Annotated in this window: 20 protein-coding genes; 13 read left to right on the top strand and 7 right to left on the bottom strand. The window is 65.5% G+C overall.

All coding sequences use genetic code 11. From position 1 onward, the window contains the following. Positions 1 to 6: 6 nt before the first annotated feature. The 4 genes from CDE01S_RS05010 to CDE01S_RS05025 form a co-directional block, all read right to left on the bottom strand. Positions 7 to 675, bottom strand: coding sequence for a site-2 protease family protein (locus CDE01S_RS05010; protein WP_066704599.1), 669 nt, complete (start codon positions 673 to 675; stop codon positions 7 to 9). Between the two features lie 42 nt (positions 676 to 717). After that, on the bottom strand, positions 718 to 1,341 hold the full coding sequence (locus tag CDE01S_RS05015; protein WP_066704602.1) for an L-threonylcarbamoyladenylate synthase: 624 nt from the start codon (positions 1,339 to 1,341) through the stop codon (positions 718 to 720). Beyond that, positions 1,341 to 2,228: a DMT family transporter gene (locus CDE01S_RS05020; protein ID WP_066704604.1), complete on the bottom strand. Its 888-nt coding sequence runs from the start codon at positions 2,226 to 2,228 to the stop codon at positions 1,341 to 1,343. Before CDE01S_RS05020 ends, CDE01S_RS05015 begins: the two co-directional genes overlap by 1 nt. A gap of 82 nt (positions 2,229 to 2,310) precedes the next feature. Continuing rightward, complete coding sequence (locus CDE01S_RS05025; RefSeq protein ID WP_066704606.1) at positions 2,311 to 3,165, bottom strand: 3',5'-nucleoside bisphosphate phosphatase; 855 nt, start codon at positions 3,163 to 3,165, stop codon at positions 2,311 to 2,313. Positions 3,166 to 3,204: 39 nt separating this feature from the next. Between CDE01S_RS05025 and CDE01S_RS05030 the strand changes: the two genes are divergently transcribed. The 3 genes from CDE01S_RS05030 to CDE01S_RS05040 all read left to right on the top strand — a co-directional run bounded on the left by CDE01S_RS05030 (position 3,205) and on the right by CDE01S_RS05040 (position 6,873). After that, entirely contained in the window at positions 3,205 to 3,885 is a 681-nt protein-coding gene (locus tag CDE01S_RS05030) for a DUF599 domain-containing protein (protein WP_066704608.1), read from the top strand. 58 nt (positions 3,886 to 3,943) lie between these two features. Next, a complete protein-coding gene (locus tag CDE01S_RS05035; RefSeq protein ID WP_066704611.1) occupies positions 3,944 to 5,083 on the top strand; it encodes a GGDEF domain-containing protein in 1,140 nt (379 codons plus the stop codon). A gap of 182 nt (positions 5,084 to 5,265) precedes the next feature. Beyond that, positions 5,266 to 6,873: a methyl-accepting chemotaxis protein gene (locus CDE01S_RS05040; protein WP_066704613.1), complete on the top strand. Its 1,608-nt coding sequence runs from the start codon at positions 5,266 to 5,268 to the stop codon at positions 6,871 to 6,873. Between the two features lie 15 nt (positions 6,874 to 6,888). Here the strand turns inward: CDE01S_RS05040 and recJ are convergent, their stop codons facing one another. Both recJ and CDE01S_RS05050 read right to left on the bottom strand, forming a co-directional pair. Then, a complete protein-coding gene (gene recJ, locus CDE01S_RS05045) occupies positions 6,889 to 8,598 on the bottom strand; it encodes a single-stranded-DNA-specific exonuclease RecJ (RefSeq protein ID WP_066704614.1) in 1,710 nt (569 codons plus the stop codon). Further along, entirely contained in the window at positions 8,595 to 9,524 is a 930-nt protein-coding gene (locus CDE01S_RS05050) for a hypothetical protein (protein WP_066704615.1), read from the bottom strand. The genes recJ and CDE01S_RS05050 overlap by 4 nt, the downstream gene beginning before the upstream one ends. Before the next feature lie 80 nt (positions 9,525 to 9,604). Between CDE01S_RS05050 and CDE01S_RS05055 the strand changes: the two genes are divergently transcribed. Genes CDE01S_RS05055 through CDE01S_RS05065 form a run of 3 tightly spaced genes read left to right on the top strand, consistent with a single transcriptional unit; the run spans position 9,605 to position 12,406 of the window. Next, positions 9,605 to 10,861, top strand: coding sequence for a lipoprotein-releasing ABC transporter permease subunit (locus CDE01S_RS05055; protein ID WP_066704617.1), 1,257 nt, complete (start codon positions 9,605 to 9,607; stop codon positions 10,859 to 10,861). Beyond that, a complete protein-coding gene (gene lolD / locus CDE01S_RS05060) occupies positions 10,854 to 11,543 on the top strand; it encodes a lipoprotein-releasing ABC transporter ATP-binding protein LolD (protein WP_066704620.1) in 690 nt (229 codons plus the stop codon). The genes CDE01S_RS05055 and lolD overlap by 8 nt, the downstream gene beginning before the upstream one ends. Before the next feature lie 14 nt (positions 11,544 to 11,557). Beyond that, positions 11,558 to 12,406, top strand: coding sequence for a TatD family hydrolase (locus tag CDE01S_RS05065; RefSeq protein ID WP_066704622.1), 849 nt, complete (start codon positions 11,558 to 11,560; stop codon positions 12,404 to 12,406). 2 nt (positions 12,407 to 12,408) lie between these two features. Here CDE01S_RS05065 and CDE01S_RS05070 read toward each other — a convergent pair whose 3' ends face one another. After that, the gene (locus tag CDE01S_RS05070) at positions 12,409 to 13,035 is read right to left on the bottom strand and encodes a pyridoxamine 5'-phosphate oxidase family protein (protein ID WP_066704625.1); all 627 of its coding nucleotides are present in this window, start codon (positions 13,033 to 13,035) and stop codon (positions 12,409 to 12,411) included. 101 nt (positions 13,036 to 13,136) lie between these two features. On the opposite strand from CDE01S_RS05070, the gene CDE01S_RS05075 reads away from it, so the two are divergent. The 7 genes from CDE01S_RS05075 to CDE01S_RS05105 all read left to right on the top strand — a co-directional run bounded on the left by CDE01S_RS05075 (position 13,137) and on the right by CDE01S_RS05105 (position 20,883). Further along, complete coding sequence (locus CDE01S_RS05075) at positions 13,137 to 13,721, top strand: DNA-deoxyinosine glycosylase (protein ID WP_084382747.1); 585 nt, start codon at positions 13,137 to 13,139, stop codon at positions 13,719 to 13,721. A gap of 27 nt (positions 13,722 to 13,748) precedes the next feature. Beyond that, the gene (locus CDE01S_RS05080) at positions 13,749 to 14,501 is read left to right on the top strand and encodes a class I SAM-dependent methyltransferase (protein WP_439648665.1); all 753 of its coding nucleotides are present in this window, start codon (positions 13,749 to 13,751) and stop codon (positions 14,499 to 14,501) included. Further along, positions 14,498 to 16,288: a type IV pilus assembly ATPase TfpB gene (tfpB, locus tag CDE01S_RS05085; protein WP_066704628.1), complete on the top strand. Its 1,791-nt coding sequence runs from the start codon at positions 14,498 to 14,500 to the stop codon at positions 16,286 to 16,288. The genes CDE01S_RS05080 and tfpB overlap by 4 nt, the downstream gene beginning before the upstream one ends. Before the next feature lie 154 nt (positions 16,289 to 16,442). After that, entirely contained in the window at positions 16,443 to 16,931 is a 489-nt protein-coding gene (locus CDE01S_RS05090) for a tripartite tricarboxylate transporter TctB family protein (RefSeq protein ID WP_066704629.1), read from the top strand. 16 nt (positions 16,932 to 16,947) lie between these two features. Beyond that, on the top strand, positions 16,948 to 18,459 hold the full coding sequence (locus tag CDE01S_RS05095; protein ID WP_066704792.1) for a tripartite tricarboxylate transporter permease: 1,512 nt from the start codon (positions 16,948 to 16,950) through the stop codon (positions 18,457 to 18,459). A gap of 113 nt (positions 18,460 to 18,572) precedes the next feature. After that, on the top strand, positions 18,573 to 19,922 hold the full coding sequence (locus CDE01S_RS05100; protein ID WP_066704630.1) for a DUF3422 family protein: 1,350 nt from the start codon (positions 18,573 to 18,575) through the stop codon (positions 19,920 to 19,922). Further along, positions 19,912 to 20,883: a Bug family tripartite tricarboxylate transporter substrate binding protein gene (locus tag CDE01S_RS05105; RefSeq protein WP_157077048.1), complete on the top strand. Its 972-nt coding sequence runs from the start codon at positions 19,912 to 19,914 to the stop codon at positions 20,881 to 20,883. Before CDE01S_RS05100 ends, CDE01S_RS05105 begins: the two co-directional genes overlap by 11 nt. Positions 20,884 to 20,895 lie beyond the last annotated feature (12 nt).

Raw genomic sequence — 20,895 nt, forward strand, 5'->3', positions numbered from 1 at the left:
GAAGTCTCAACGAATCAGGAAAGAGAGGGGGGTGAGCAGGATGTCGAGCAGGCCGTAGGTCAAGGCCATGATGGGCTGCATCCACAGCGTGCTGACCACGCCCAGAATCACCAGCGCCATGACGACAAAAAAGCCCCAGGGCTCGATGCGCGCCAGCAGGGCGGCATAACGCCAGGGCAGCAGGCCGATCAGGATGCGGCCGCCATCCAGCGGCGGCAGCGGGAACAGGTTGAAGGCGAACATCACCACGTTGACCAGCACACCGGCCTTGCACATCTCAAGGAAGAAGCGCTCGTTCACGTCCAGACCGAGCAGCACGTACATCAGCACCGCCCACAGCAGCGCCTGCAGCAGGTTGGCGCCCGGGCCGGCCAGCGCCACCCAGACCATGTCGCGTTTGGGGTGGCGCAGGCGGTCGAAACGCACCGGCACCGGCCGTGCGTAGCCGAACAGGAAAGCCCCTGAGGTCGCGAAGTACAGCAGCAGCGGCATCAGGATGGTGCCGACCGGATCGATGTGCTTGACCGGATTGAGGGTGATGCGGCCCATCATGGCGGCCGTGTTGTCGCCGAAATGGCGTGCAGCGTAGCCATGGGCCGCCTCGTGCACGGTAATGGCAAACAACACCGGCAGGGCGTAGATGAGAACGGTTTGAATCAGATGGGCAATATCCACGGGTGCAATTGTCTCAGAGTGAGGAAGGGGCGCTGCAGGACGTCACAGGCCCAGGGTGGCCAGGTCACCCCGGCCCTGGCGCAGCACCAGCGGCTCTCCGCTGGTGAGGTCGACCACGGTGGTGGGTTCATGCGCGCAGGCACCGGCGTCGATGACCGCGGCAATCTGGTGTTCGTAGCGCTCCCGGATCTCGGACGCGTCATTGATCGGATCAGATTCGCCGGCCGCGATCAAGGTGGTCGCCAGCAAAGGCTCGCTGTGCAGTGCCAGCAGCGCGTGCAACACCGGATGGTCCGGCACGCGCAGGCCGATGGTCTTGCGTGAGGGATGGCTCAGGCGCCTGGGCACTTCCTTGGTGGCCTCCAGGATGAAGGTGTACGGGCCCGGTGTGGCGGCCTTGAGCAGGCGGTACTGCCGGTTGTCGACACGCGCGTAATTGGCCAGCTCGCTGAGGTCGCGGCACAGCAGCGTCAGGTGGTGCTTGTCATCCACGCCGCGGATGCTGCGCAGCCGGTCGGACGCAGCCTTGTCGTCGAGGTGGCAGACCAGCGCATAACTCGAGTCGGTCGGCACGGCCAGCACGCCACCTTTCTCCAGCAAGGCGGCCGCCTGCTTGAGCAGGCGCAACTGCGGGTTGTCGGGGTGAACTTCGAAATACTGTGCCATCAGACCTCCATCGGCTCCAACTGCAGGCGGCTCTCACGCACGGCCAGCCAGGCGCTGCCGGCCCCACAGAAGGCAATCATGGCCATGCCCAGCAGGGCCCAGCCGTCGGGAACATGAGAGAAGACCAGCCAGCCGCCCAGCATAGCAAAGGCGATCTGGGCGTACAGCAGGGGCGTCAGTGTGGCGGCCGCGGTGCGGCGGTAGGCCAGGATCAGCAGGAAGTGGCCCGCCGCACCCATGGCGCCCATCAGCAGCAAGCCGGCCCATTGGCCCCCTGTTGCCGGCAGGACCCAGGCAAAGGGCAGCGCCAGCGACGCCAGCAACGCACCGACCCAGCCGGTATAGAAGTGCATGGTCACGGCGTCTTCGGTCTTCACCAGCCGGCTGGTCAGGATCTGGAAGGCCGAGTAGGCCGCGACTTGTACCAGTGACAGCAGCATGGGCCAGCCGAACAGCGTACTGCCGGGCCGGATGATGATCAGCGTGCCGACAAAACCGCCCGCCACCAGTGCCCAGCGCAGCGGCGAGACCTTTTCGCCCAGCGTGGTGGCAGCCAGCAGGGTGACCACCAGCGGGGTGATCATGGCGATGGCGGTGAATTCGCCCACCGGCATGTACTTGAGGCAGAGGAACGTGAACAGGCTGGTGACGAACAGCAGCACGCCGCGCAGGCATTGCAGGAAAAGGCGCTGGGTCCGCAGCAGGCTGCGGCCGCGTTGCGGCAGCATCACGACGGTGGTGGCCACGGCCTGGAAAATGTAGCGGAACCACAGCGCCAGCAGCAAGGGCACGCTGAGCGTGATGTACTTGGTGGTGGTATCCAGTGTGGCGAAGCAGGCCAGTGCAGAAAGCGCCAGCAACATGCCGGCCAGGTTGTGTCTCGGCATCAGATGGGTCCCACGGGTGTCTGCTGCTGATCGCTGCGGCCCGGAGCGGCCGCGGTGGCCTTGGGGGCTGCCCGGTGCCGGCTCACTGGATCCGTCCTGCCAGCAACTCCCACACCGGCGTCAACCCGCCGGGCAGGTAGGGCAGGGCACCCAGGTCGGTGCGCGATTCGTCGGGGCTGTGGAAGTCGCTGCCACGCGAGGCCGCCAGGCCGAACTCGCGCGCCATGTCGGCGTATTTGACGTACTCGGCAGCGGTGTGGCTGCCAGTCACCACTTCCACAGCCTGGCCGCCGTGTGCCTTGAACTCGCTGAACAGCGCGTATTCCTCGTTGGCGCTGAAGCTGTAGCGCGCCGGGTGGGCAATCACCGCCACGCCGCCGGCATCAACGATCCAGCCCACGGCATCGCGCAGTGTGGCCCAGCGGTGCGGCACGAAGCCGGGCTTGCCCTCGGTCAGGTATTTGCGGAAAACCTCATTGGTGTCACGGCAGATGCCGGCCTCCACCAGAAAGCGGGCAAAGTGGGTACGCGAGACCAGTTCAGGGTTGCCGGCGTGCTGGAGGGCGCCCTCGTAGGCGCCGCGGATGCCGACTGCGGCCAGGCTGTCCGACATGGCCATGGCGCGCTGGCCACGCCCACCACGCGTCTGGTACAGGCCCTGCTGCATGCGCGTGTCATCGGGGTCGAAGCCCAGACCGACGATGTGCACTGTCTGACCTGCGAAGGTGATGGAAATCTCGGCGCCGGTGAGGTATTTCATCCCCTGTGCACGGGCTGCGGCTGCAGCGCGGTGCTGGCCACCGATCTCGTCGTGGTCGGTCAGTGCCCACAGCTCGACGCCATTGTTGGCGGCCCGTGCGGCCAATTCTTCCGGCGTGAGGGTGCCGTCGGAGACGACGGAGTGGCAGTGCAGATCGGCGTTGAGGATGGATGTCACGTCTTCATTTTAGGCTTTGCGTGCTGGCACAATGCCCCCATGGTTGATTTCATCTCGACGCATGTCTATGACCTTGCCGGCTTTGCCCTGAGTGTGGCGGCTGTGGCGGCGTACCAAATGTATTTGCGCTGGCGTAACCGGCGCGACCCGGCTTCCAGCGCCTTGTATGGCATGAACGCCGCCCGTGCCGCCTGGGTCGAAGGCGTGATGCGCGACGGTCGCGACATCCTGGCGGTGCAGACCCTGCGCAATTCCACCATGACATCGAGCTTCATGGCTTCCACGGCCATTCTGCTGATCATTGGTGTGCTGACCCTGAGTGCCCAGGGCGACAAGCTGATCGGGACCTGGCACGCACTCAACGTTCTGGGGACCAACAGTTCGGAAATGTGGCTGTTCAAGCTGCTCATCCTGCTGTTTGACCTGTTGTTCGCCTTCTTCGCTTTTTGCCTGTCGATGCGGCTGTACCACCACATCGGCTACCAGATCAATGTGCAGAAGGATCTGGCGCTCGACTGCACACGGCCGGCGCATGTGGGGGCGGAGCTCAATCGCGCAGCCATCTTCTACCGTGTCGGCATGCGGGCCTATTACTTCACGGTGCCGCTGCTGTTCTGGCTGTTTGGCCCCTTGTGGATCGTCGGCGCCACCTTTTTGCTGGTGTTTTTCCTCTACCACCTCGATCGCGCGCCACGCCGTGATTCGGATCTGCTGGGTTGAGGATGACTTTCCGGCAAACAGTGATTTTTCCGAAACGGTGGTTTGAGGTGGTGGTTGCATGATGGGGTTGGACCTGCGCTCCATCATCCTCCTGAGCGGCATCATGGGCTTGCTGCTGGCCGTGGTGTTTCTGTTCCTGCGCCTGAGTTATCCCCGATCCATCCAGGGGCTGGGCTGGTGGGCGGTCGCTCCGGTGGCCAGCTTCGTGTCGACGCTGCTGTTTGCCGCGCGCGGCCAGATTCCTGATCTGGTGTCTGTTGTTGCTGCCAATGGCCTGTTGCTGACCGGCATTGCCATGTTCTATTTCGGGGCTCGGCATTTTTTCGGTCTGGCCCCGGCTTACCTGTCGCGCATCGGGCTGATCCTGGCGGCCCTGCCCCTTCTGACCTGGTACACCCTCGTCGAGCCCAGCTTCACCGCTCGCATCCTGATTGTTTCCCTGCTCTGGGCCTATATCCAGATGACGCTGGCCGTGCTGATCTGGCGTCATGGGCCGGAGGTGTTTTCGACCCGATTTACCGCAGTGGTGCTGCTGATCCATACCTGCACCCTGGTGTTGCGCTTCCTGTCGGCCTGGCTGCCATTGCCGAACGAACACCTGCTCGATCCGACACGCGTGCAGACGCTGTACGTCGTGATGAATGCCTTGCTCACCGTTGCGCTGGGGGTCGGTCTCATCCTTATGGCCAGCGATCGGCTGCGCGTGCTGCTGGAGCACTCTGCGTCTCACGACTCCCTGACCAATGCGCTGGTGCGCCGGACGTTGATCGGCGCGTGTGAGCAGGAGCTGGAGCGTTGCCGCCGCCATGGACGCAGCATGGCCCTGCTGATGCTGGACATTGACCACTTCAAAGCCATCAACGACATGCACGGCCACCAGATGGGCGATCGTGTGCTGGTCGATTTTGTGAACCGCTTGACACCTCTGTTGCGACGTCCGGACCAGTTGGGCCGTTTCGGCGGCGAGGAGTTCGTCGTGTTGTTGCCGGAGACCACGCAGGAACAGGCATTGCTGGTGGCCGAACGTATCCGTGCGGCGGTCGCGCAGCCGACGACCGGGCTGCCGCCCATCACGGCCAGTATTGGCGTGACGACCAACCGACCGGATGATGCCCAGATCGATGTGCTGCTGGCGCGTGCCGACACGGCCCTGTACAAGGCCAAGGCCGAAGGCCGTAACCGCATTGCGGTGGTTTGACAGGGGCGCCACAGGCGCGCCGGAAGTCCGCCGCCGTTGGCAGACAGCCGGTAGACATTCGGCTCTTTTTTTGAGCGAAAATGATCAATATAAAAAATATAAACAAATTCAGGGATTTCCTGTCACGTGCTTGACCTCTGTTTTGGGAGGCTGGGCATAAGCTGACCTCAAAGGAGTCAGAAATGAAATTCAATAACCTGCGCGTGTCCTACAAACTCTGGAGCGTCATTCTGGGACTGTTGTTGCTGATGTTCACCGTTGCAACATGGACACAAGTACGGACCCGGCAGACGACAGACGAGGCCGAACGGCTGGTGCAGAAGTATGAGGACTCGATCACCAATGCGGTGACCTGGCGCGGGTTGGCCGAACTGGCGGTGTCCATGTCCATGGCCAGCCTGATTACGACCGACGAAGAGCTGCAGAAGGATTTCGACACCCGGGTGGCCGCACTGACGGCCCGCATCACGCCCGTGCAGGAGCGTATCAACAAAGGTGCCACCACGGCGGCCGACAAGGAGGCCCTGGCGGTTGTGGCGGGCACACGCGTCAAAGTCCGCGGTGTGAGCGAGAAGGTGGCCGAGCTGAAGACGTCCGGTCATCCGGCCGCGCGCCAGGAGTTTCACGACAAGCAGTTCCGCCCTCTGGTGGTGGAGTACCTGGGGGCCATCGACAAATACGTCGCGTTGCAGGAGAAGCAGCGTGACGAGGCCCGGCAGGCGGCATTGCAGACCCGCAACGATGTCCAGCTGGTGGCGGTCATCAGTGCCGTGCTGGTGTTTGCCTTGAGCATCGTTCTGTCCCTCATGCTGGTGCGCTCCATCACACGCCCGCTGGAACGGGCCGTGTCTGTTGCCGAGGCCATCACCGCCGGAGACCTGACGCAGCAGATCCGGGATGACCGCCAAGATGAGTTTGGCGTGCTGACACGCAGCCTGTCCGAGATGGCAAGCAAGCTGCGCAGCCTGGTCTCGGAAGTGCGCAGCGGTGTGGAATCCGTTTCCACCGCCTCCAGCGAAATTGCCAACGGCAACCATGACCTGTCGGTCCGTACCGAGCAGACCGCCTCCAATCTGCAGCAGACGGCGTCCAGCATGGAAGAGCTGACGAGCACCGTGAACCAGTCGGCGGACACGGCGCGTCAGGCCAACCAGTTGGCCACCACGGCGGCGCAGGTCGCCAGCCGCGGCGGTGAAGTGGTCGGTCAGGTCGTGAACAGCATGCAGCACATCACCGACTCGTCGCGCAAGATCGCCGACATCATCGGCACGATCGATGGCATTGCCTTCCAGACCAACATCCTGGCGCTCAATGCTGCCGTGGAGGCCGCCCGCGCCGGCGAGCAGGGCCGGGGGTTTGCCGTCGTGGCCTCAGAAGTGCGCAGTCTGGCCCAGCGTTCGGCTGAGGCCGCCAAGGAAATCAAGGAACTCATCAGCCTGTCGGTGGAGACGGTCGAGTCCGGTTCCAAGCAGGTGGAGCAGGCCGGGCAGACCATGAGCGAAATTGTCAGCAGCGTGCAGCGGGTCACGGACCTGATCGGTGAGATCACGGTGTCTTCTGCCGAGCAGCGTGACGGCATCGCCCTGGTGAACGATGCGGTGGCCAATCTGGACCAAATGACCCAACAGAACGCGGCACTGGTGGAGGAGTCGGCGGCGGCGGCCTCTGCCCTGCGTGATCAGGCGCAGCGCCTGGCCGAGGTGGTGTCTGTCTTTAATGTGGGCGAGCCTGGCGCCATGCCGGCGCTGGCGTCTGCCGCCCACGGGGACCTGCCGCGACTGACATCGTGACAAAGGACGCGGCGTTCAGAGCTCCGCCCCTTCGACCAGAAACCTGACCCGGCGCACACCCTGCCATTCATCGGCATCGAGCCGGAAGGCCAGTAGCACGCGCTGCGGCAGCGGCTCGGTGTGGCCGAACCAGATGCCATCCACTGGCTGGCCCTGGTGCTTGAGTTTCAGTGCCAGGTGTTTCTCGCCCACTAGGCGCTGCGACACCACCTCCACCTCTTCGCTGAAGGTCGGTGGCGCAAAGCCCTGGCCCCAGACTTCACGGTGCAGCACCTCCACCACATCGGTGCGCCGGTACTCCGGCGGCAGCGGGCCGTCGGTGTCGAGCCGGCGCGTCAGCGTGGCGGCATCCAGCCACTCCTGCGCCACTTCGTTCAGGCCCTGCTCGAAGGCGTCGAAATGCTCTTCGGCAATGGTGCAGCCGGCCGCCATGGCGTGGCCGCCGAAGCGCAGCAACACGCCGGGGTAACGCTTGGCCACCAGGTCGAGCGCGTCGCGCAGGTGGAAGCCGGGGATGGAGCGCCCCGAGCCCTTGAGCTCGTGCTCCTTGCCCGGCGCCTGGCTGGCGGCAAAGACGAAGCTCGGGCGGTGCAGCTTGTCCTTGATGCGCGAGGCCACGATGCCGACCACGCCTTCGTGGAAGTCGGGGTCGAAGACGCAGATGGCCGGCGGCGGCTCATCGCCCTCGTCGAACAGCGACTCGGCAATGTCAAAGGCCTGCTCGCGCATCTCACCCTCGATCTCGCGTCGCTCGCGGTTGATGCCGTCCAGCGTGCGCGCCAGTTCCTCGGCGCGCGCTGGGTCATCGGTGAGCAGGCATTCGATGCCCAGCGTCATGTCCGACAGGCGGCCGGCGGCGTTGATGCGCGGGCCCAGGGCGAAACCGAAGTCGAAGGTGGTGGCCACTGCCGCGTTGCGGCCGGCCACGGTGAACAGGCTGCCCATGCCGGGCGGCAGGGCGCCGGCGCGCACGCGCTTGAGGCCCTGCGCCACCAGGCGGCGGTTGTTGGCGTCGAGCTTCACCACGTCGGCCACCGTGCCCAGCGCCACCAGTGGCAGCAGGGCGTCCAGCTTGGGTTGACTGGCCGCGTCAAAGGCACCGCGCTGGCGCAACTCGGCGCGCAGTGCCAGCAGCACGTAGAACATCACGCCGACGCCAGCGATGGACTTGCTCTCGAAATCGCAGCCGGGCTGGTTCGGGTTGACGATGACCTCCGCGTCAGGAAGTTCGGGGCCGGGCAGATGGTGGTCGGTCACCAGCACCTGCAGGCCCAGTTCACGCGCCACGCGCACGCCGTCCACGCTGGCAATGCCGTTGTCCACCGTGATCAGCACGTCGGCGCCGCTGGCCTTGACGCGTTGGGCGATCGGGGCGGTGAGGCCATAACCGTCCACCACGCGGTCGGGCACCAGGTAGCTCACGTGCTTTGCGCCCAGCAGGCGCAGGCCGCGCACCGCCACAGCACAGGCGGTGGCGCCGTCGCAGTCGTAGTCGGCCACGATGCACAGCTTCTTGGCCTGCGCCATGGCGTCGGCCAGCAGCACCGCCGCTTCGTTGGCACCTTTCAGGCTGGCCGGTGGCAGCAGCCGGGCCAGGCCATCGTCCAGTTCGTCCTTGGCCGCAACGCCGCGGGCGGCAAACAGCCGCGCCAGCAGCGGGTGCACGCCGGCCTGCTCCAGGGCCCAGGCGGCGCGTGGTGGAATGTTTCTTGCTACTATTTTCATAGCTTGTCGGGCAGATTTGATAAGGGCTCAGGGCCAAAAATGCTTGAAATCCGGCGCCACAGGCCGGGCGTGGACGGGGTGTAGCTGAGCGCGCGTTGCTCGCTGCACAGGGTCAGCTGCACCTGCGGCATGCCGGCGTCCAGGGCTGTGCGCAGGGCGGTGATGTCGGTGGCGTCGAGCTGCTCCCAGGCGCGGCCCCAGGCCGGCCAGTCGCCGCGCAGCGCGGCCTGCATCAGGCCCTGTGGCACCACCAGCGGCCGCGCCGGGGCCGGCAGCGTTGCCGGCAGGGCACCGCTGCCGCTGATCCAGAACGAATTCACCGCCAGCGTGCGGCGCGCGGCGCGCGCTTCGTTGACGGTGTGTGTGTAGAGCAGCATCTGCATTTCGTTCTGCAGCCGGCGCAGCAGCTGGGACGCCGGCAGCCAGGGTGCGACATCGCGTCCGATGGCGCGTTCCGGCGACGCCGTGGCCAGGCCGCGAAAGACCTCACCCCGGGCCAGCCAGCGTGCCGGGCTGTCGAAGAAGAGCGTGATGCCGTCTTCGGCGAAATAGGGCTGCATGGTGGCCAGCAGGGCGCGCGACTCCTCGTCGGTCAGCGCCAGTTCCTCCGGCGCCAGCAGGGTGACCTGCGCCTGCCCCACTTGCCAGTGACAGGGGGTGAGGACGGCCCAGCCCTCTTCGGTGGCACCGGGCAGGGCCAGTTGCCGTGCGCGCAGCGCCGCCCAGGCCGGTGCCTGCGGTGCCAGGCCCAGTTCGGCGGCGTGGAGGCGTTCGTGCGGCAGCACCAGTGCTTTGGCAGGGGGGGCGTCCTGCGGCAGTGGTTGCAGGCGTCGCAACAGCTGCTGCAGCTGCGGCAGTTGCAGCTCGCGCCAGACCTGGCGGCTGGCCAGGTCCGCGCTGGCGGCAAACGGGATCAGGAGATGCATGCCGCTATTGTCCGGGCAAACGGATCGGGCCGGCGGGGGTGGTGCGCCAGATCGCGAATAATCGGGGGCACGGACCCTATATGCAAATACCTTACGAACTCATCCTCGGCTGGCGCTACACCCGCGCCGGCCGCGCCACCCGGCGCAACGGGTTCATCTCTTTCATCTCGGGCGTGTCCATGCTGGGCATCGCACTGGGGGTGGCCGCGCTCATCATCGTGCTCAGCGTGATGAACGGCTTCCAGAAAGAGGTGCGCGACCGCATGCTGGGCGTGGTGTCGCACATCGAGATCTTCGCGCCCAACGGTGCGGCGCTGCCCGATGTGGATCTGACCCTGCGCGAGGCACGCGCCAACCCGCAGGTGATCGGCGCTGCGCCCTTCATCGGCACCCAGGCCCTGCTGGCGCGTGGTGAGGACATGAAGGGCACCATCGTGCGCGGCATCGACCCGGCGCGCGAACCCGAGGTGACCGACCTGGCCGCGAGTTTGAAGAATGCGGCGCTGGCGCGGCTGGTGCCGGGTGAGTTCGGCATCGTGCTGGGGGTGGACCTGGCGCGCGCCATGGGCGTGCGCGAGGGCGACAAGGTCACGCTGGTGGCGCCCAGCGGCCAGGTGACGCCGGCCGGCGTGGTGCCGCGCCTGAAGCAGATGACGGTGGTGGGCACCTTCGATTCCGGTCATTACGAATACGATGCCGGGCTGGTGATGCTGCACGTGGACGACGCGGCGAAGATCTTCCGCCTTGAAGGGCCGACCGGCATCCGCCTGAAGCTGAAGGACCTGCACCAGGCGCGCGAGGTGGCCGGCGAGCTGGCGCGCAGCCTGAGCGGCGACCTCTACATCCGCGACTGGACGCGGCAGAACCGCAACTGGTTTGCTGCCGTGCAGCTGGAAAAACGCATGATGTTCATCATCCTCACCCTGATCGTGGCGGTGGCCGCCTTCAACCTGGTCAGCACACTGGTGATGACGGTGACCGACAAGCGTGCCGACATCGCCATCCTGCGCACGCTGGGCGCCAGCCCGCGCAGCATCATGGGCGTCTTTGTGGTGCAGGGCGCCATGGTGGGTGTGATCGGCACACTGGCCGGCCTGCTGCTGGGGCTGGGCGTGGCCTTCAACATCGACGTCATCGTGCCGGCGCTGGAGCGCCTGTTCCACGCCAGTTTCCTGCCGCGCGACATCTACCTGATCAGCCGCATGCCGAGCGACCCACAAAGCAGCGACATCGTGCCGATTGCCATCATTTCGCTGGTGCTGGCGTTTGTGGCCACCCTCTACCCGAGCTGGCGCGCCAGCCGCGTCAACCCCGCGGAGGCTCTGCGCTATGAGTGACGTGATCAACGACGTGGTGCTGCAGGCGCAAGGCCTGAGCAAGCGTTTTACCGAAGGCCGGCTCGATGTCACAGTGCTGCAGGGCGTGGACCTGCAGGTGCGGCGCGGCGAGACGCTGGCCATCGTCGGTGCCTCCGGTTCCGGCAAGAGCACCCTGCTGCACCTGCTGGGCGGGCTCGATGCGCCGACGACCGGCTCGGTCCAGCTGATGGGGCAGGCGATGTCGGCCTTGTCGCCGGCGGCCCAGGGCCAGTTGCGCAACCAGCACCTCGGCTTCGTCTACCAGTTCCACCACCTGCTGCCGGAATTCAGCGCGCTGGACAACGTGGCCATGCCGCTGTGGATCCGGCGCCAGGACCGCGCTGCCGCGGCGCAGACCGCCGCACGCATGCTGGCGGCTGTGGGCCTGGCCGAACGCGTGTTGCACCGTCCGGCCGAACTGTCGGGCGGCGAGCGCCAGCGCGTGGCGATTGCGCGCGCCCTGGTGACGCAGCCGGCCTGCGTTCTGGCCGACGAACCGACCGGCAACCTGGACCGCAGCACCGCTGACGGCGTGTTCGAACTGATGCTGCGCCTGGCGCGCGAGCAGGGCACGGCCTTTATCGTGGTCACGCATGACGAGACGCTGGCGGCGCGCTGCCAGCGTCAACTCCGGCTGGAGCAGGGGCGCTTGAGCGCCTGAACGTTGGTGGGGCGATGCGATTCTGGATCGACACCCATTGCCATCTGGATGCGGCAGAATTTTCGCCTGATGTCCAGATGGTTAGGGCGCGGGCTGCTGCGGAAAATGTAGCGCACTGTGTGCTGCCGGCGGTGCAGGTGAAGGACTTCGAGCGCGTGCGGACGCTGGCGCACGAATTCGGCGACAGCTACGCACTGGGCATCCATCCCCTGTATGTGAAGCAGGCGCAGGATGACGACCTGGCCCGGCTCGACGCCGCGCTGACCGCCCAGCGCGACGAACCGCGCCTGGTGGCGGTGGGCGAAATCGGGTTGGATTACTTCGTGCCGGAACTGCTGGCCAGCCCGCTGCGCGAGCGGCAGGAGTTCTTCTATGTCGAGCAGCTCAAGCTGGCGCGCCAGCATGGTTTGCCGGTGATCCTGCACGTGCGCCGTTCGGCCGACATGCTGCTCAAGGGGCTGCGCGCCATCGGCAATGGCACGCCATGGCAAGGCATTGCCCATGCCTTCAACGGCAGTGCGCAGCAGGCGCAGGCCTTCATCACCTTCGGGCTCAAGCTCGGTTTTGGCGGCGCGCTGACCTATGAGCGTGCCGAGAACCTGCGCCGGCTGGCGACCACGCTGCCGCTGGAGGCCATCGTGCTGGAGACCGATGCGCCCGACATGCCGCCGCACTGGCTCTACCAGACCGCCGAGGCACGGGCGGCCGGCGCGCCGCAAGGCCGCAACGAACCGGGCGAGCTGCCGCGCATCGCACAGGTGCTGGCCGGCTTGCGTGGCCTTGACGCCGAGACGCTGGCCGTGGCCACCACACGCAATGCCATGGCCGCCTTGCCGCGCTTGCAGGCCCTGCTGGCGTCCTGAAGTCAGTACAGCGTGGCACGCTGGCGTGCCGGCAGTTCCCGGTCGTAGGCGGCGCCGTCGATGGCGGCGTCGGTCAGTGCGGAGAGGATAGCGCCGGCCGTCGGGACCGTGCTGCGCGCATCGGCTGCCGGGGGGGCCCAGAGCGAGGAACGCTGGATGGCGCGCGCGCACTGGAAGAAGACCGACTCGACCTTGATTTCGATGATGCACTTCGGTTCGGCCTGTTCATGTGCCAGGCGTTGCAGCAGCGCCGGGTCAACCGTGATGCGGGCGCGGCCATGGACGCGCAGCGTCTCGCCGACGCCGGGAACCAGGAACAGCAGTGCGACCCGCGGGTCGTGCAGGATGTTGCGCAGGCTGTCGATGCGGTTGTTGCCGCGTCGCTCCGGCAGCAGCAGGGTGTACTCGTCGTGGATCGTCACCAGACTGGCCGGATCACCGCGCGGCGAGGCATCCAGCCCATGGGGCCCGCTGGTGGCCAGCACGGCAAACGGCGAGGCCTGGATCCATTGCTGGTAGACCGGGTGCAGGTAGGTCACTTCCTTGCGCAAGGAGGCTTCGCCGACGGGGCCGAACAGGGCCGTAAGGGTTTGCAGATCGGCAACGGTGTGGGGAGCATGCGTGGGCATGAGGGCGGCTTCCGGGTGAGGTTCCTGCGTATGGCGGGCCTTAGAATTCTAGGCGCAGCGCATGAAGCCTCCTATCCCCGCCGAGAGGATGTAACCTGCAGATGCGCTACCTTCGCATGACACCGATCGGCCCAGTTTCCTCAGCGTCCCGCCCCGCCGACAGCGCGCGCCTGTACGGTCTACCGCCTATCGTCGGGCCCGGCACACGTCTGCTGATCCTCGGCAGTTTCCCCGGCGTGGCCTCGTTAAGGGCGCAGCAGTACTACGGCCACCCGCAGAACCAGTTCTGGAAAATCTTGCAAGCCATTTGGCCTTCCGTGCCCATGGATACGGGCGCCAACAGCTATGAAAAACGTAGCAAATGGCTGCTCGACCGTGGCTTGGGGTTATGGGATGTTTATGCCAGCTGCGAGCGCAGCGGCAGCCTGGACAGCGCCATCCGCAACCCGCAGGTCAACGACTTCGCCAGTCTGAAGGCGTTTTGCCCGCAGCTGAAGATGATTGCGCACAACGGCGGCGAGAGCTTCAAGCATGCGGGGCTGGTGCGTCACAGTCTGGGTATTGAGGACTTCGCCGTGGTGAAGCTGCCGTCCACCAGCCCGGCCAATGCCAGCTGGCCTTTCGAGCGCAAGCTGGCCGCCTGGCGGGCGGTGATGGTGGCGGCCGGCCTGGTGTCAGGTGCGTGAGACCTGTTTGGGGATAATGGCCCGATCTTGAAAAAACGCCAACCCACTCTCCCCGAAGTCCACTTCTCCGACGAAGGCGACATCCGCCACATGCACCTGGGCACCATCTGGATCCAGGGTTCCATGGACATGGACGACCCGACCGCGCTGGTGCACGAATACGTCCAGCGCATGATGGCCTGGCTGCTGTTTGTCGATCCGGCCACGGTGCCGAAGCGCCAGGCGGTGCAGCTCGGCCTGGGCGCCGGCTCGCTCACCAAGTTCTGTGCCAAGGTGCTGCGCATGAAGACCACCGCCATCGAACTCAACCCGCAGGTGCTGCACGCCTGCCGCGGCTGGTTCCACCTGCCGGACGACAGTGCGAAGCTGCAGGTGATCCTGGGCGATGCGGCGCAGGAGATCAAAAAGCCGCAGTGGTTCGGCACAGTCGATGCGTTGCAGGTCGATCTGTACGACGACGAGGCGGCGGCGCCGGTGCTCGACAGTGCGGAGTTTTATGCCGACTGCCGGCGTCTGCTGACCGAGGAGGGCTGCATGACGGTCAACCTGTTCGGCCGTTCCTCCAGCTTTGCGCGCAGCGTGGACCGGATTGCCGAGGCCTTTGGCCGTGATGCCATCTGGGCCTTCAAGGCGACGCGCGAAGGCAACACGGTGGTGCTGGCGCAACGCACCCCCAGCCGCCCCAAGCGGGCCGAGCTTGCCGCCCGCGCCGAAATCATCCAGACTCAATGGGGCCTGCCAGCGCCCAAGTGGCTGCGCGGATTCAAACCGATCGAATGAACGCAAACGTGAAAACCAAATCCCTGGCCAAGACACCGCATGACGGGCCGATCGACTGGCGCCGTCTGGTGGCGTGGCTGCAGGCCGATGGCGTGATCTCGGACGAGGAAGCACAGCGTACCGTGGCGCGTTGTGCCCAGGCCGAGAGTGCGCAGCATCCGCTCTTGCGCCTGGCCAGTGTGTCGATGCGTCGCGTCAGCGATCAGAAACCGCTGGACATCGAAAGCCTGACGCAGTGGCTGGCCGGCCGTGCCGGGCTGGACTATCTGCGCATCGACCCGCTCAAGGTCGATGTGGGCAAGGTGGCCGACATCATGAGTGCGGCTTATGCCGAGCGGCATCGTGTGCTGCCGGTGCAGGTGACGCCGACCGAGGTGGTGGTGGCCACCGCCGAACCCTTTCTTACCGACTGGGTGGGCGAGGTCGAGCGCCAGAGCCGCCGCAGCGTACGCCGCGTGGTGGCCAACCCGCAGGACATCCATCGCTTCACGGCCGAGTTCTTTGCCCTGGCCAAGTCGGTGCGCGCGGCGCAGAAGGCCGGTGGCGGCACCGGTGGCGCCAGCTTCGAGCAGTTGGTGGAGCTGGGCAAAAGCAACAAGCAGCTTGATGCCAACGACCAGGGCGTGGTGCAGGTGGTGGACTGGTTGTGGCAGTACGCCTTCGACCAGCGCGCCAGCGACATCCACCTGGAGCCGCGGCGCGAGCAGGGCGTGATCCGCTTCCGCATCGACGGTGTGCTGCACCCGGTCTACCAGATGCCGATGGGCGTGCTCAACGCCATGACGGCACGCATCAAGCTGCTGGGGCGCATGGACGTGGTGGAAAAGCGCCGCCCGCAGGACGGCCGCATCAAGACGCGCAACCCGCGTGGCGACGAGGTCGAGATGCGGATCTCGACCCTACCCACCGCCTTCGGCGAGAAGATGGTGATGCGGATCTTCGATCCCGACACCACGGTCAAGAACCTGGACGAACTCGGCTTCACACCGCACGACGCGCAGCGCTGGGAGGCGCTGGTGAAGCGTCCGCACGGCATCATCCTGGTGACCGGGCCGACCGGCTCGGGCAAGACCACCACGCTGTACTCCACCTTGAAGCGCGTGGCCACCGAAGAGGTGAACGTGAGCACGGTGGAAGACCCGATCGAGATGATCGAGCCGGCCTTCAACCAGACCCAGGTGCAGCCGCAGCTCGATTTCGGTTTTGCCGAGGGCCTGCGCGCCCTGATGCGGCAGGACCCGGACATCATCATGGTGGGCGAGATCCGCGACCTGGAAACGGCCGAGATGGCGGTGCAGGCGGCCCTCACCGGCCACCTGGTGTTCTCCACCCTGCACACCAACGACGCACCCTCGGCCATCACACGCCTGATGGAACTGGGCATTCCGCCCTACCTGATCAACGCCACCGTGCTGGGGGTGCTGGCGCAGCGCCTGGTGCGCACCCTGTGCCCGCAGTGCAAGGCGCTGGACGAGACGGCCAAGCGCGAGGCACTGGCCGAGGTGGTGAAACCCTGGCAGCTCAGTGGCGGCTACAAGCCCTACAAACCGGTGGGCTGTGTCGACTGCCGCATGACCGGTTACCTGGGCCGCATGGGCCTGTATGAACTGCTGGTGGTGAGCGAGGCCTTCAAGGACCGGGTGAGCCGCGAGCCCAACATCGATGCCCTGCGGCGCCAGGCGGTGAGCGATGGCATGCGCCCGCTGCGGCTGGCGGGTGCCTTGCGCGTGGCCGAAGGCCTGACCGTGCTGGACGAAGTGCTGAGCGCAACGCCCCCGCTGGTCTGAATGCACCCGGACGGTGCAGAGCCGCTGAAAACCAAGGGTATTCCCTGTGTTTTGCGGCCCGATGCGTCGCATCCATAGGTGGAATCCACATCCGGGAACAGGGGCTTTCCGTTGCAGAATCGACGGTTTGAGAGTTGCTCTTAGGAGACTGTTTGTGAAGATCAAGAGTCAGAAAGACTTTTTCTCCGGGCTCATGTTCACCGCCGTCGGCGTTGGATTTGCCTGGGGTGCTGCCAATTACAACGTGGGAACTGGCGCCCGCATGGGGCCGGGCTACTTCCCCCTGATGCTGGGCATTGTGCTGGCTTTCCTGGGCGGGCTGATCATGTTCAAGGCCCTGGTCGTCGAGACCGAGGACGGCGACAAGATCGGCAAGTGGGCCTGGAAGCCGCTGGTGTTCATCATCAGCGCCAACCTGCTGTTCGGCATCATGATCGGTGGCCTGCCCAGCATCGGCCTGCCGCCCATGGGGCTGGTCGCCGGCATTTTTGCCCTCACCATCGTCGCCAGCCTGGCGGGTGAAAACTTCAAGCTCAAGGAAGTGCTGGTCCTGGCGGCCGTGCTGGCCCTGGGCAGCTACCTGGCCTTTGTGATGCTGCTCAAACTGCAGTTCCCGGTCTGGCCGACCTTCATCGCGGGCTGAGGAGAACAAGAACATGATGGATTTGATCAACAACCTCTCGATCGGTTTTGGCGTTGCCTTCACGGGCCAGAACCTGATCTATGCCTTCATCGGTTGTGTGCTGGGCACGCTGATCGGTGTGCTGCCGGGCGTCGGCCCGATTGCCACCATCGCCATGCTGCTGCCGGCCACCTATGCGTTGCCGCCGGTGGCCGCGCTGATCATGCTGGCCGGTATCTACTACGGCGCCCAGTACGGTGGTTCCACTACCGCGATTCTGGTGAACCTGCCGGGTGAATCGTCTTCGGTGGTGACCGTGATCGACGGCTACCAGATGGCGCGTCAAGGTCGTGCGGGTCCGGCACTGTCGGCCGCCGGCATCGGTTCCTTCTTCGCCGGCTGCGTCGGCACGCTGATCCTGGCCGCCTTTGCGGCACCGTTGACCGAAGTGGCCTTCAAGTTCGGTCCGGCCGAGTATTTCTCGCTCATGGTGTTGGGCCTGATCGGCGCCGTGGTGCTGGCCTCGGGCTCGCTGCTCAAGGCCGTGGCCATGATCGTGCTGGGCCTGTTGCTGGGTCTGGTGGGTACCGACGTGAACTCGGGCGTGGCCCGCTTCTCGTTTGACATTCCGGAACTGACCGACGGCATTGGCTTCATCACCATCGCCATGGGTGTGTTCGGTTACGGCGAGATCATTGCCAACCTGTCGCATTCCGAAGACAAGCGCGAAGTGTTCACCGGCAAGGTGAAGAACATCTACCCCACGGGCCAGGATCTCAAGCGCATGTTTCCGGCCATCCTGCGGGGTACGACCATCGGCTCCGTGCTGGGCATCCTGCCGGGTGGTGGTGCACTGCTGGCGGCTTTTGCGGCCTACACCATCGAGAAGAAGACCAAGCTCAAGCCGGGTGAAGTGCCGTTCGGCAAGGGCAATATCCGCGGTGTGGCGGCGCCCGAGTCGGCCAACAACGCCGGTTCGCAGACCTCCTTCATTCCGCTGCTGACGCTGGGCATTCCGCCCAACGCCGTGATGGCGCTGATGGTCGGTGCCATGACCATCCACAACATCCAGCCCGGCCCGCAGGTGATGACCAGCAACCCCGAGCTGTTCTGGGGCCTGATCGCCTCGATGTGGATCGGCAACCTGATGCTCATCGTGTTGAACCTGCCGCTGATCGGCATGTGGATCAAGCTGCTGACCGTGCCTTACCGCTGGCTGTTCCCGTCGATCGTGCTGTTCTGTGCCATCGGCGTGTACTCGACCAACAACAACACTTTCGACATCTGGATGGTGGCGATCTTCGGTGTGATCGGCTACGGCTTCATCAAGCTCGGCGTCGAACCGGCACCGCTGCTGCTGGGTTTCATCCTGGGGCCGATGATGGAAGAAAACCTGCGCCGGGCCCTGCTGCTGTCGCGTGGCGACTGGAGCGTGCTGGTCACGCGTCCGCTGTCCGCCGGTCTGCTGGCTGCCGCGGCCTTGCTTCTGGTGATCGTGCTGCTGCCGGCGGTCAAGAACAAGCGCGAAGAGGCCTTCGTCGAGGACTGAGTCCATTGTTCGAGCGCTAGAAAACGGCACCTTCGGGTGCCGTTTTTTTGCCGGGTCACAGATGGCCATGGGCCTGGAACCGCCTTGCGTCACAATCAGGCCAAGAGGATGCCATGCAACTGAAAAACAACCCGCTCCAGCACCCGCAAAGGGTGACCTTGCACAACGAAATCCATGCCCGGCCACCCGAGGCGATGAGCACGCCGCTGGCGATTTCGCACGTGGTGATGGTGTGCGATGCGGCACAGCGTGATGCCAGCCGGGCGCATGTGACCACCCTGCTGCGCGACCATCACCTGCCGCTGCCGGACGCCCATGCCACGCATTTCCGTATGGATATCGGCCCCTTCCGTCTGCGTTGGGAGCTGCACACCGAATTCGTCTCCTGGACCTTCCTGCGCACGCTGCCGGCGTCGAACTACGTCGAACGTGAGCCCGAGGCCGCCATCGACGTGGTGCCGCAGGACTGGGTGGCCGCCTTGCCCGGCCAGTGCCTGGCCAGCCTGCACCTGTGGGCGCTGCCCGACCAGGCGGATGCCACCAGCCTCGTGCGCCATGTGCTGCATGAAGACTCACTGGTGGCCTCTGGCGTGGCGGGAGGGGCCGGTGAGGTCTATACCGATTTCGCCATCCATGCCGACGGTTTTTCGCGCATGCTGCTGTTTGTTGATGCCGCCAGCAGCGAGGATGCCAAAACGCCGAGCGTGGACGGGCTGCACATGTCGCCGCGCCGCCTGGGCCGGATGGTGCAGCGTCTGCTGGAAATCGAAACCTACCGCATGGCGGCCCTGCTGGGCCTGCCGGCGGCACGCGAGGCCTCCAGTGTGCTGGGCTCGGCCGAGCGCGAGCTGGCTGAGCTGGCCGAGGCCATTCGCAGCGCCACGCGCAATGACGAACCGCTGCTGCTGGATCGCCTGACCAAGCTGGCGGGCAAGGTGGAGAGCCAGTACGCCGCCACCCATTCACGTTTTTCCGCCAGCACGGCTTACTTCGAACTGGTCGACAAACGCATCAACGACATCACCGAGACCCGGCTGGTCGGCATGCAGACCATCCGCGAATTCATGGACCGGCGTTTGTCGCCGGCGCGCAGTACCTGTGAATGGGTGACACGCCGGCAGGATGCGCTGTCGCAACGCGTCTCGCGCATCAGCAACCTGCTGCGCACGCGCGTCGAGATCGAGCAGCAGCAAAGCAGCCAGGCCCTGCTGGCCACCATGAACCAGCGCCAGGACCTGCAGCTCAAGCTGCAGTCCACGGTGGAGGGCCTGTCGGTGGCGGCCATCACCTATTACATCGTCGGCCTGGTGAGCTATCTGGCCAAGGGCGCACACAGCCTGGGCTGGCCGCTGAGCGGTGAAACGACAGCGGCACTGGCGGTGCCGGTGGTCGGTTTTGCCGTCTGGTGGTCATTGCGCAAACTGCATCGCCGGATCGTGGGGCATGACAAGCATGAAAGCTAGACATCTGTTCGGCCTGCTGCTGGCGGGCCTGTGTGCGGGTCACGGTCTGCAGGCGATCGCGCAGACCTATCCGGTCAAGCCGGTGCACCTGATCGTGCCGTTCCCGGCGGGTGGTGCCACTGACATCCTGTCGCGCGCCCTGTCCACCGAACTCGGGCGCAAGCTGGGCCAGCCGGTGGTGGTGGACAACAAGCCGGGTGCCGGCGGCACCATTGGTGCGCTGGCCGCGGCTAAGGCAGTACCGGACGGCTACACCCTGCTGCTCACGACCTCCAGCACGCACAGCATCGGCGCGGCCCTCAACCCGCGCATGCCGTACAACGCAGAGGCCGACTTCACACCCATCGTCTACGTGGCGAGTTCGCCGCAGTTGCTGGTGGTACCCAACAGCTCGCCGGCCAAAACATTGCGCGAGTTCATCGACTACGCGCGCAAGAACCCGGGCCGGCTGAACTACGCCTCCAGCGGCAATGGCACCATCTCCAACCTGTCGACCGAGGTCTTCAAGCAGCAGTCCGGCACCTTCCTGGTCCACATTCCCTACCGCGGTACCGGCCTGGCCATGCCCGACCTCATCAGCGGCAAGGTCGACCTGCTGATCGATTCGCTGATCTCGGGCATGCCGCATGTCAGGGACGGCCGCGTGCGCGCGCTGGCCGTCACCAGCCCGAAGCGCACCAGCCTGGCGCCCGAGCTGCCGACCGTGGCCGAGGTACTGCCCGGTTACGAATCGGTCAACTGGTTCGGCATCTATGGTCCGCGCGGCTTGCCTGCCGACATCGTGGCCAAGGTCAACCAGGCGGCCAATGTGGCCCTGACCAGCGCCGAGGTGAAGGACCGCTTTGCCCGCCTGGGGGCCGAGCCGGTCGGCGGCACACCCGAGGGCTTTGCCGCTGCTGTCCGGGCCGAAACCGCCAAATGGAAAAAGCTGGCTGCCGAACGCAAAATCACGCTCGACTGAGCACCTGACTCA

Origin of the sequence: Curvibacter delicatus NBRC 14919 (assembly GCF_001592265.1) — a bacterium.
In the GTDB taxonomy this organism is placed as follows: domain Bacteria; phylum Pseudomonadota; class Gammaproteobacteria; order Burkholderiales; family Burkholderiaceae_C; genus Hylemonella; species Hylemonella delicata.